This is a genomic window from uncultured Campylobacter sp. (assembly GCF_905372745.1).
Taxonomy (GTDB): domain Bacteria; phylum Campylobacterota; class Campylobacteria; order Campylobacterales; family Campylobacteraceae; genus Campylobacter_A.
Genome location: NZ_CAJPQR010000052.1, coordinates 1 through 11,115, shown reverse-complemented (window position 1 = coordinate 11,115; position 11,115 = coordinate 1). Strand labels below are relative to the sequence as shown.

11 protein-coding genes are annotated in these 11,115 nt (G+C 45.5%); all 11 read left to right on the top strand.

Annotated features, from left to right (window positions below; genetic code table 11):
- The first annotated feature begins 452 nt into the window (after positions 1-452).
- The 11 genes from rpsB (at position 453) to QZ157_RS10350 (ending at position 10,833) form a co-directional block, all read left to right on the top strand.
- On the top strand, positions 453-1,253 hold the full coding sequence (gene rpsB, locus QZ157_RS10400) for a 30S ribosomal protein S2 (protein ID WP_122861894.1): 801 nt from the start codon (positions 453-455) through the stop codon (positions 1,251-1,253).
- A complete protein-coding gene (tsf, locus tag QZ157_RS10395; protein WP_295145334.1) occupies positions 1,253-2,317 on the top strand; it encodes a translation elongation factor Ts in 1,065 nt (354 codons plus the stop codon). Before rpsB ends, tsf begins: the two co-directional genes overlap by 1 nt.
- Positions 2,318-2,323: 6 nt before the next feature.
- Positions 2,324-2,971: an ABC transporter ATP-binding protein gene (locus QZ157_RS10390; RefSeq protein ID WP_295145331.1), complete on the top strand. Its 648-nt coding sequence runs from the start codon at positions 2,324-2,326 to the stop codon at positions 2,969-2,971.
- Between the two features lie 900 nt (positions 2,972-3,871).
- Positions 3,872-4,633, top strand: coding sequence for a flagellar biosynthetic protein FliR (fliR, locus tag QZ157_RS10385; RefSeq protein WP_295145328.1), 762 nt, complete (start codon positions 3,872-3,874; stop codon positions 4,631-4,633).
- A 65-nt stretch (positions 4,634-4,698) separates the two neighbouring features.
- A complete protein-coding gene (locus QZ157_RS10380; protein WP_295145325.1) occupies positions 4,699-6,252 on the top strand; it encodes a saccharopine dehydrogenase in 1,554 nt (517 codons plus the stop codon).
- Positions 6,253-6,861, top strand: coding sequence for a guanylate kinase (gene gmk / locus QZ157_RS10375; protein ID WP_295145322.1), 609 nt, complete (start codon positions 6,253-6,255; stop codon positions 6,859-6,861).
- A 39-nt stretch (positions 6,862-6,900) separates the two neighbouring features.
- Positions 6,901-7,125, top strand: coding sequence for a twin-arginine translocase TatA/TatE family subunit (locus QZ157_RS10370; protein ID WP_002952710.1), 225 nt, complete (start codon positions 6,901-6,903; stop codon positions 7,123-7,125).
- Between the two features lie 9 nt (positions 7,126-7,134).
- Positions 7,135-8,721 carry an arginine--tRNA ligase gene (gene argS / locus QZ157_RS10365; RefSeq protein WP_295145319.1) on the top strand — a complete coding sequence of 529 codons (1,587 nt, stop codon included), beginning with the start codon at positions 7,135-7,137 and terminating at the stop codon, positions 8,719-8,721.
- Between the two features lie 65 nt (positions 8,722-8,786).
- Positions 8,787-9,146 carry a VanZ family protein gene (locus QZ157_RS10360; RefSeq protein WP_295145316.1) on the top strand — a complete coding sequence of 120 codons (360 nt, stop codon included), beginning with the start codon at positions 8,787-8,789 and terminating at the stop codon, positions 9,144-9,146.
- A 245-nt stretch (positions 9,147-9,391) separates the two neighbouring features.
- Positions 9,392-10,261: a neutral zinc metallopeptidase gene (locus QZ157_RS10355; RefSeq protein ID WP_295145313.1), complete on the top strand. Its 870-nt coding sequence runs from the start codon at positions 9,392-9,394 to the stop codon at positions 10,259-10,261.
- Between the two features lie 215 nt (positions 10,262-10,476).
- A complete protein-coding gene (locus QZ157_RS10350) occupies positions 10,477-10,833 on the top strand; it encodes a hypothetical protein (RefSeq protein WP_295145311.1) in 357 nt (118 codons plus the stop codon).
- Positions 10,834-11,115 lie beyond the last annotated feature (282 nt).

Genomic DNA, 11,115 nt, shown 5'->3' with positions numbered 1-11,115 from the left:
TACTGCCATGTGGACTCCTTTTAATGTTCTTAGTTATGGTTTGACGTCTTAAAGGTGGGTTAAAAAGCTAAAAGTTCTATACTTATAGGCTTAAAACGGGTTAAATTTTATTTACCGCTCAGCATCTAAGGCATATCAGCCTTTTGGCTTCGGCAAATAAATCCTAAAAAGTTTGATTAATAAAATTTAAGTCCGCATCTAAACTTAAAACCGCTTTAAAAAGTTGGGGGATTATATCAAAAAAAACATATAATTTAATTAATCGGCTATTTAAACTAGCATTTATGGCTTTTGCCGCTTAAATTTAGCTTTAATTTAGCTATTTTTAAATATAATCCAAGCTTCAATTCACACACACCAGTCCTAAAATTTGGTTGCGTTTGTTAAAAACAAATGTTAATGGGTGTGGAGGAGAAACCTAAATTTCGGGGAAACCCACAAGGAGAAAACTCATGGTAACAATGAGAGATTTGCTAGAGTGCGGCGTTCATTTCGGACACCAAACACGCAGATGGAATCCGAAGATGAAAAAATTCATTTTCGGCGAAAGAAAAGGTATCTATATCATAGATCTACAAAAAACTATCCGCTACTTCCGCTACACTTATAACGTCGTTCGCGACGCGGCTGCAGAGGGCAAGACTATACTTTTCGTAGGCACTAAAAAGCAAGCCGGCGCAACTTTAAAAGAGTACGCTGAAAAATGCGGCATGCCGTACGTAAATCACCGCTGGCTAGGCGGCATGATGACGAACTTCGGCACTATCCGCCAATCTATCCGCAAGCTCGAAGTAATCGAGGCTATGGAAGAAGACGGCTCTATAAATTTACTAACTAAAAAAGAAGCTCTAATGCTTCGCCGCAAAAAAGAGAAGCTTCTAGCGTCTCTAGGCGGTATCAGAAACCTAAAAACCGTGCCTGATATGATTTTCGTCATCGATACGGTAAAAGAAAAAATCGCCGTACAAGAGGCTAACCGCCTAAAAATCCCTGTCGTAGCTCCGATCGATACAAACTGCGATCCTGACGTTATCGACTTCCCGATCCCTGGCAACGACGACGCGATCCGCTCGGTTCAGCTTTTCTGCCAAGAGATGGCTGAGGCTATCATCGAGGGACGCTCTCAGCTTGAAAAAGACGGCGGCGAGCTAGAAGAAGGCAAAGAGGCCGTAAGCCAAGCCGAAAAAGACGCAGTCGTAAACGAGGCTGTAAACGAAGACTTCTCTGAGGACTTCAGCGAGGACGAAGAGTAATGGAAATCAGCGCACAAATGGTAAAAGAGCTCCGCGAATCAACCGGAGCCGGAATGATGGACTGCAAAAAGGCGCTAGCCGAGGCTAACGGCAATATGGAAAAGGCCGTCGATATCCTTCGCGAAAAAGGTCTAGGTCAAGCCGCTAAAAAGGCTGACCGCCTAGCTAGCGAGGGTCTTGTGAGCGTTGTCGTTTGCGACCACTGCAAAACCGCAACTATCAGCGAGATAAACTCCGAGACAGACTTCGTCGCTAAAAACGCTCAGTTTCAAAATTTGACCAAAGACACTACGGCTCACATCCAAACGAATTTGATAAAAGACATCGAGAGCCTAAACGCAAGCGTTATCAACGGCGTTAAATTTGAAGATTATTTTAAAACCCAGATCGCTACTATCGGCGAAAATTTGGTCGTTCGCCGCTTTGAGACTATAAAAGCGGACGACAAAGGCGTAGTAAATGGCTACGTACACTCAAACGGCCGCGTAGGCGTATTAATCGGCCTAGCTTGCCAAAGCGCAGAAATCGCAAACAAAGCGGCTGAATTCGCAAGAAATTTGTGTATGCACGCAGCTGCTATGAAGCCAAGCGTTATAAGCTACAAAGACCTTGACAAAGAGTTCGTCGAGAAGGAATTTATCGCGCTTCGCGCCGAGCTTGAAAAAGATAACGAAGAGCTAAAGCGCCTAGGCAAGCCGCTTCATCACATCCCTGAGTATGCTAGCCGCTGCCAAATAGGCGATGCAGAGCTTGCAAAGGCTACAAAAGCGATCGAAGAAGAGCTAAAAGCCGAGGGCAAACCTGAGAAAATTTGGGACAAGATCATCCCTGGCAAGATCGAGAGATTTTATGCGGACAACACTGTTTTAGATCAGCGCCTTACGCTACTTGGACAGTTTTACGTAATGGACGATAAAAAAACTATCGAGCAAGTCGTTGAAGAAAAAGGCAAAGAGCTAGGCGGCAAGATCGAAGTAGTAAAATACGTTCGCTTCGAGCTTGGCGAAGGCCTAGAGAAGAAAAACGAGGACTTTGCGGCCGAAGTTGCGGCACAAATAGGCTAAAGTTTAATGGAAATCTTAAAGGGCGTAAATCTAGGCTTTGCGTATGATTATACGCTCTTTGAGGATGTAAATTTAAGCGTAAATGCCGGCGGTAGCTGCGCTATAACGGGCGTCAGCGGCTGCGGCAAATCAACCATACTCCACATACTTTCTACTCTTTTACGACCCAAAAACGGCGAAGTTATCTACGGCGGTAAGTCGCTTTACGATCTATCAGCAAACGAACTCTTGCGTATCCGCAGATTTGATTTCGGTATCATTTTTCAGGCGCACTATCTTTTTAAAGGCTTTAGTGCGCACGAAAATATCGAGCTAGCTTCCGTTTTATCCGCGCAAAAAATCGACGATGAAATTTTGTCGAATTTAAAGATAGACGGCGTAATGAATCAAAAAGTAGGCGAGCTAAGCGGCGGGCAGCAGCAGCGCGTATCGATCGCTAGAGTGCTTTGCAAAAAGCCGCGCGTGATATTTGCCGACGAGCCGACGGGAAATCTAGACAAACAGACTGCAAACGAAGTGATGCAAACGCTGTTTAACTACATCAAAGCAAATGATGCGGCACTGGTTTTGGTCACTCACGACAACGAGCTTGCGCAAAGATGCGACGAGGTTTACCGCCTCGAGGACAAAAAGCTCTCTTTAACTTCGCGTTAATTTGCTTAATTTTTTGATATTTTTGCCAAATAGTCTGTATGCTATTTTGCTAAATTTAGCCTTTGGCGATATTGCCAGGTAGAGTAGATAGCTTGATTATTTAGTAAAATTTTGGCCTAATTTTTTTGATTAAATTGCAGCGGTTGCGGCGCTATATTTGCAGTAACGCCGGCAGGAACAGCCCCGGCTTTTGTGCGTAGCTTTAACCGCTTAAATTTAACGAAAAGGCCGGCTTTGCCTTAGCTTGTTTTGACTGTTTTATCGTTTTGCTTTTGTGGTAAAGTCGGCCATCAAATTTAGCCTAGTAACGGCGTTTGGATTTTAAAAATAGATCATTTTGCTAACGCTAAACGTGCCACAAGTCTATGTTTTATCCGTGCAGCGTCTTTGATGAGTTTAAGTCCTAAATTTAGTAAAACGCAAAACTGCTTTGACCTTGGAGGTCAAAATAGCGGCGCGTCTAACCGTAAGTACTCGTAGATTTTTATAATATAAAATCATAATTTTACGCCGTTTTCGTCGCCGAATTTTGCCTTGCGCGGTTACATAATCAAAGCTTGGAATCAAGCCGTCTATTTAGTAGTAAATGCCGCGCAAAGACATATGGCCGCGAGATTTGACAAAGTAGTCGTAAGCTAAAGGGAACGTAAATTAGGCATTAACGGCGTAACGCAAAAACTAAAAATAACGCGATAAAAATAAGGTTAAATTTCACGAACTATTTTTGCGATAAGCAAGCTAAATTTAACCCCGAATAAAAGTAAATTCTACTAAAATAGCCATAGATTTCGTACGAAAATCGGTTGGTTAGCCGCGCTAGGTTTTAGAAGCGCGAGCTAAATTTATTTAGACGAAAACCAAGCCGAATGCGAAAATTTAAATCAAAAACGAAAGAGTCAGGTGGAACTAGTCGAGTTTTTCGCGCCCGAGCGCGTCATCACCTTTATGCTACTGTTTGCGCGTATCGGCGGGCTGATGTTGTTTTTCCCGTTTTACGGACACGAGCAGATCCCTATGAGCGTCAAGACCGCGTTTTCGTTTTTACTCACGCTATTTTTGTTTCCGCTTGCTAGCATTAAAAACGGCGAAATTTACTATCTAGCCGTCGAGATCGTGAGCGAGGCGGCGCTGGGTGTTTGCGCGGGGTTGCTGCTTCACATCGTTTTTGCTAGTTTGCAGCTAGCAGGCGAGCAGATATCGATGATCATGGGCTTTTCGATGGCTACGGTGCTAGATCCGCAGACGGGTATCAGCTCGCCCGTGATCTCAAATATCATAAATTTCCTCGCTCTTATGACATTTTTGGCCTTCGATGGGCATCATCTTATCCTGCTTTTTATCTCAAATTCTCTTACGCACATTCCGCTGGGCGGCTTTTACCCGAGTCCTGATATCGTGCAGTACGCCTCAAAGTCCATGATAAATTTATTTACTTTCGGATTTATCATTTCTTTCCCGATTTTGGCGCTTTCGCTGCTTTCTGATTTGATTTTTGGAATGCTCATGAAGACGATGCCGCAGTTTAACCTGCTAGTCGTGGGCTATCCGATCAAGATCACGATCGGCTTTGCCGTGCTGATCGCGATACTAGCTGGTATGATGGAGCTTTTTAGGCAGCTGGTGCTTCGCGTTATCAACGACCTTCCGTCGCTATTTTTCTAAAACTAAGCTTGAAGTAATGGAAAATATCTTAAAATATGCTCTTTAGGTTTATAAAAGGAGACTTCGTGAAAATCGTCATCATAAACGAAAATCCGGCCGTATCGCGCCTTGCTACGTTAGCGCTTGATAAAATCGGTCTTGAATACGCTCAGATCGGCAACGCCGGCGAGCTTGACGGTCTTTGCGACGTGCTTATCGTAGATAGCGACTCGGACGCTAAGGATACGAACCTAAAACAATTTGCAAACAAAATTTTATATCTTTCTTCTAAAAACGCCCCGACTTTCGAAGGTGCCGATAGGATACTGCCAAAGCCGTTTTTGCCTACCGAATTTATCGCTATCGTCGAAGATCTGGCCAACAAGAGCAAAGAGGCCGCTAGCGAGGCTAAGGCCGAGGCTCAAGACGATGAAGTGTCGGTAAAGGGATTTGAGTTTATGGATGATTTGGGCGATGAAATATTTAAAGAAGAGCCTGCTCCTATCGATGCCGACGAGTTTGATTTAGATGGTATTTTGGATGACGATCCGGTTTTATCCGGCGACGAAGCAGCCGGTTTTGAGGAGCCCGGCGAGACGGTTAAATCTACGGACGATGCGAGCCAAGAGCCTGAGAGCAAGGCGGATGAGCCAAATTTCGACGAATCAGAGGCGGATAACGATAAATTTGAAGATATAAACGAGCAAGAAGCGCTAGGTGAACTCGATGATTTTGAAATAGCCGTAAAAGAAGAGGATTTTAGCGGGCTTGATTTGGATGACGAGTCCGGAGAAGAGATAGCCGAGCAAAACGAGTCTCAAGAGGCTAAATTTGAGGCATTTGGCGACAGCATAGAAGATATAAAGAACCAAATCGACGAGATAGACGCCATGGACGAAGAGGCATTTGAGGCTACTAGCGGCGAGCCGGAGGCTAAAGACGCCAAGGATGCGGACGAGAGATTTGTAGAACTAGACGCCAAGCCTAACGATACCGGTTTTAAAAACTCTAAGGAACCAAGCGTAGAGCTTGCGTCAGAGGACGATAAAGAGTCGCAAATGTCCATAAGCGACGAAGCGGCGCAAGAGTATCCAAAAGACGCCGCTACGGACGATGAGATAAAATTTGAAGAAAACAAAGAGCAAGAGATAAAAGACGATATTTTAGACGATGCGGACTTTTTGGTCGATGATACGGACGGCGAAGCGCTTGACGTAAAAAACGAAGAGCCTAAAAATGATGAAAATTTAACCCAAGAAATTCTAGATGACGAGGTTACGGGCGAGGATTTTGCGGCGGACGAACAAGCGCAAGCGCTAACGTCTGGCGATCAAGCCGGACCAAATGAAGACAAAGAGGCTCAAAACGAGTCTGCCGGTGCCGTCGAATTTGATGTAGAGAAATACAGCCAAATCGAACAGATTAGCGAAAAAGATATGGCTTTAGCGTTAAACGAGAGCGGATATGACGTAAGCGAAGTAGCGGAGCCGCAAGATAAAAGCGTAAAAATAGACGAAATAAAGGCTCAAATTTCAGATGCGGTAACCAAAAATTTGGAAGCTTCCTTACAAAACGGCGAGCTACGAGAAGCCCTAAAAAACCTCAATATTAAAATCAGCATTAGCTTTGAGGAAAAGTAGTTGAAAGGGCAAATTTTAATCGTCTCAGGTCCAAGCGGCAGCGGTAAGAGTACGCTTCTAAGCCGTCTTTTAAAAGAGGAAAAGGATTTATATTTTTCTATCTCGACTACGACTAGAGCGCCTAGACAGGGCGAAGCGCACGGCGTTAATTACTATTTTACGGATGAAAAAGAGTTTAAAAAGGGCATCGACGAGGGCGAGTTTTTAGAATGGGCATGCGTGCATAATAACTACTACGGCACTTCGCTAAAGCCGGTTTTAAGGGCGTTAGATGCCGGTAAAATAGCTATTTTTGATATCGACGTGCAAGGATTTAATATCGCAAAATCAAAGCTCGGCGGGCTAATCACTTCCGTTTTTATCACTACGGCGAACAAAAGCGAGCTAAATTTTAGGCTCTCAAACCGCGGTACGGACTCCGCTCAAACTATCCAAAAACGCCTAGAAAACGCGGTCGGCGAGATGGAGCATATTTTGGAGTACGATTATTTTTTAGTAAACGACGACTTGCAAAGCTGCTACGAAAATTTGCGCGGGGTTTTACGCTCGATGCGCTTAAGGACGTTAAGCTTAAACGTTGAAGAGATTATTAAAAACTGGAATAATTGATAAATTTATGATAATATCACGAAAATCAAAGGAGAAAAAATGGGTCCAAGCGTCCAACAATTGCTTATTATTTTACTTATCGTGGTCTTGCTTTTTGGAGCGAAAAAGATCCCCGAGCTCGCAAAAGGCCTAGGTAAGGGAATAAAGAGCTTCAAATCGGAAATGGAAGACGATAAAAAAGCCGAGAACGTAGAAAAAGTAGAAGAGAAAAAAGAAGAAACCGCAACTGCCGCAAAGACCGAAGATACGGCTAAAAACGCGTAAGGAAAGGCGTTGAAAAAAAGCGTAATAAACGAGATAAAAGGCGCCGCAAGCTTTGACTTTGCGCTAGAAAAGCCAAAAGATAAGAGCTTGGCGCACTACGCGATGCCTACTTTTAGCTTAGCAAAACAGCTCAAAAAATCCCCAGTAGCCATCGCCGCCGAGCTAGCGTCTAAATTTGAAAATAGCGAAGTTTTTGAGGCTACGGCGCTAAACGGATATATAAATTTTAAACTAAAGCCTGCATTTTTGGATAAATTCGCCTCGGCTAGCCTTGCAAATCCGAGCGAGTTCGCAAAAGGCGGCGCAACTAGCGGCGAGAAAATTTTGCTCGAATACGTCAGCGCAAACCCGACCGGTCCGCTTCACATCGGGCACGTTAGGGGCGCGGTTTTCGGCGATACGTTAGCTCGCGTTGGACTTCACATCGGCGAAAATATCGCGACTGAATACTACATCAACGACGCAGGCAATCAAATCGAGCTTCTAGGTACGTCCATTTCGCTTTGGGCGCGCGAAAATCTGTTCGGCGAGAGCGTGGCGTATCCGGAGAAATTTTACCGCGGCGACTACATCGAGCCTATCGCAAAAGAAGCGCTAGAAAAATTCGGCAAAGAGATATTTTACGATGAGAGTCGAAATCTCGAGCTAGCCGAGTTTGGCAAGGATAAGGTGCTTGTTTTGATCAAGCAAAATTTGGCCGACGCGCAAATTTTCATCGAGAACTGGGCTAGCGAAAAGAGCTACTATGACAAGCTCCCTCTCACGCTAGATCGCCTAAAAAGCGAGAACGGCATCTACGAGAGCGAGGGTAAAATCTGGCTAAAATCAAGCGAAGTGGGCGATGAAAAAGACCGCGTTATCGTGCGTGAAGACGGCCGCGGCACCTATCTGGCCGGCGACGTGGTTTATCATGACGATAAATTTAGGCGCGGATTTGATCGCTGTATCAACATCTGGGGCGCCGATCACCACGGTTATATCGCGCGCATGAAGGCCGCGCTGCATCTGCTTGGATACGACGAAAATCGCCTTGAAATCATACTTTCGCAGATGGTGAGCCTGCTAAAAGACGGCGAAGCCTACAAGATGAGCAAGCGCGCGGGCAACGTCGTGCTGATGAGCGACGTAGTCGAGGAGATCGGCTGCGAGGCGCTTAGATTTATGTTTCTTAGTAAGCGCTGCGACACGCACCTAGAGTTTGACGTGGACGAGCTAAAGCGCGAGGATAGCTCAAACCCGATATTTTATATCAATTACGCGCACGCAAGGATCAATCAAATTTTTGCAAAAGCCGGCAAAAACGTCGCCGATGTCGCGGGCGTGAAATTTGCAAATTTGAACGAAGACGGCAAAAATCTGCTATTTGAGGCGCTTACGCTAAACGATATTTTAGTCGATAGCTTTAACACGCGCTCGATGAATAAAATTTGCGACTATCTAAAGAGCTTGGCAGCGAATTTTCATAAGTTTTACAACGAAAATCGCGTCGTAGGCAGCGAGAACGAAGACGAGCTTTTAAAGCTTTTCGCCGTCGTCGCGCTCTCGATAAAAACGGCTCTAGGGCTGATGGGTATCGCCGCAAAAGATAAGATGTAGAATAAAATTAGTAAATTTAGAAGCGCTAAGCGGCGCTTCTTGTTTAAAATAACCCCTTAACATCCATGAATCTTTCTAAAATTTCCACCGCATTTTTCGTTATATTTTTAATAGCGATAGAGTATTTAGCCCTCACGCCAGCACAGATAAAACTCATCGAAAACAGCTGGGACAAGGCAAATCATTTCATCGCTTTCGCCGTGCTTTACGCTACTTTGCACTTTGGCTTTTCTAGGTTAAATTTGGGCGCAAAGGTCGCTATTTTGCTAGCTTACGGTATCCAGATAGAAATAGTACAGTCGTTTGTGCCGGGCCGCTATTTCAGCCTGCTAGATATCGTCGCAGACGGCATCGGTATAGTTTTTGGGATCTTAGCGGTGAGAATTTTTGAGCGAATTTTGGATCGGATTAGAGCTAGATTTTAAATTTGAAACTTCAAATTTGACGGCTCGGCTGTGCGAGCTTATTTTGTGCCGCGCCGTTTTGCTTTGTTTAAACTCAACTTTTACCATCAAATTTACCGCGTCAAATTTGAGCGAAACGGCGAGCTAAAGCGATAAATTTATAAATAGTCGCTAAAATGCGCCCTAAATTTAGCTCCAAGTGGCAAGAAAAATAGCGCAAACCTGCGGCTAAATTTAAACGCAAAATCTAAAATGAAAGAGTAAAAATGAAATGGCAAGACAGCAGACGAAGCGACAACGTCGAGGATAGAAGGCAAAACAGCGTAAACAGCATGGGCTCGCTGGGTGCACTCATACCGATTATCAGATTTTTGCTGGGCTCAAACATCGGCCGCGTGGTGCTAGTTATCGGCGCGGTCGCGTATTTTATGGGCTTTAACCCTCTCGCGCTACTTGAGGGCGGCGGCGCGGGCACTCAAAGGGCGGCGCTAGATAGCCCGCAGGAGAAGGAAAAGGTCGCCTTTGTTTCAGCCGTGCTGGCGCAGACCGAGGACGTGTGGAGCAAGGTGTTTAAGGCGGGTGGCGCGCAGTACAAGGAGCCTAGCTTGGTGCTTTTTAGAGACGGCGTTTCTAGCGCGTGCGGCACGGCTAGCTCGCAGATGGGGCCTTTTTACTGCCCCGCGGATAAAAAAGTCTATCTAGATCTTAGCTTTTTTGATGAGCTGGAGGCTAAATACAAGGCCGCGGGCGACTTTGCGCAGGCGTATGTGATCGCCCACGAGGTCGGGCATCACGTGCAAAATTTACTAGGAACACTCGGTAAAGTAAACGAGCTAAAATCGCGCATCAAAAGCCCTATAGAGCAAAACGCGCTGCAAGTCAAGGTCGAGCTGCAGGCCGACTGCTATGCGGGCGTCTGGGCGCACTACATGGGGCGCTACAAGATGCTAGAAGACGGCGACATCGAGGAGGCGCTAAACGCCGCGAGCGCGATAGGCGACGATGCGCTACAGAAAAAATACCAAGGCCGCGTGACGCCGGACTCGTTCACGCACGGCTCGTCAAAGCAGCGTATGACGTGGTTTAAAAAGGGTTTTGAAGGCGGACAGCCAAGCTCGTGCGCGTTTGAGATATAAATTTGACTTTTTAGCTCTTTGGCTGCGTTTGGCGAGTGCGAAATTTCTACTCGGCCGCATTTGGATAAATTTAAATGCGGCTTTTCAGGCATCGTTTGGCGCAACTCAAATTTAAATTTCCGTGATTTTAAACAAATTTGTGCGCGGTACGGTTTGCTCGGCGCACGGTTTGTAAATTTGGCGCAGCAACCGATAAATCAAAAAACGGAGCGAACATGAAAAGAAGAGAGTTCATAAAGGGTGCTGCGACCTGCGCGGCGGGGCTTGCTACGGGAGTTAATTTGTTTGCCGAGCAGACTTGCAAGACTAGTGCGGCAAATTTGACGGACGGAGTAGATCTAAGCGGCGCGAAAAATCTCGGTGAGAGGCTTGCCGCGATGACCCCATATCTCACGCTAAATAATAGAATTTTGATGCCGATTACCTGGCTTAGCGCAGATAAATTTGACGGCTCAAAAGATAAAAACGCGCTAGAGACGGCCATCGGGTTAGGCTACCGCCTGATCGATACGGATGGGCGTGAGGAGGGCTTATCGGCGACATTTGGGGCTAGCGGCTTAGAGCGCTGGTAGCCGAGGTTTTAGCAAAAACTAGGCTAAATCCTGATTTGCGCTCTAATTTAGCGAGTTTTAAGTCTTAGTGGATGAGCTTTGGCCGGGAGCGCGCGTTTTAGCGGTATAAATTTAAGCTTTTAAACTCGCTAAATTTTATCGTCTTAATTTACCGCCGATTTTAGAGCCTTGCTGCTTCGTTAGGTAAATTCACAAGGCCTTTTTGCCGAGCTTTTTTAAATTTACCGCTTTTAAATCGGCTTTGTCAAAAGAGCGCTTTTGGGTAAAATTTACCCCCCCCCC

Bases quoted from the DNA above. Each gene is read 5' to 3' on its own strand.
- tsf (WP_295145334.1), top strand. From the start codon at position 1,253: ATGGAAATCAGCGCACAAATGGTAAAAGAGCTCCGCGAATCAACCGGA.
- rpsB (WP_122861894.1), top strand. From the start codon at position 453: ATGGTAACAATGAGAGATTTGCTAGAGTGCGGCGTTCATTTCGGACAC.
- QZ157_RS10390 (WP_295145331.1), top strand. From the start codon at position 2,324: ATGGAAATCTTAAAGGGCGTAAATCTAGGCTTTGCGTATGATTATACG.
- QZ157_RS10360 (WP_295145316.1), top strand. From the start codon at position 8,787: ATGAATCTTTCTAAAATTTCCACCGCATTTTTCGTTATATTTTTAATA.
- QZ157_RS10350 (WP_295145311.1), top strand. From the start codon at position 10,477: ATGAAAAGAAGAGAGTTCATAAAGGGTGCTGCGACCTGCGCGGCGGGG.
- QZ157_RS10370 (WP_002952710.1), top strand. From the start codon at position 6,901: ATGGGTCCAAGCGTCCAACAATTGCTTATTATTTTACTTATCGTGGTC.
- QZ157_RS10355 (WP_295145313.1), top strand. From the start codon at position 9,392: ATGAAATGGCAAGACAGCAGACGAAGCGACAACGTCGAGGATAGAAGG.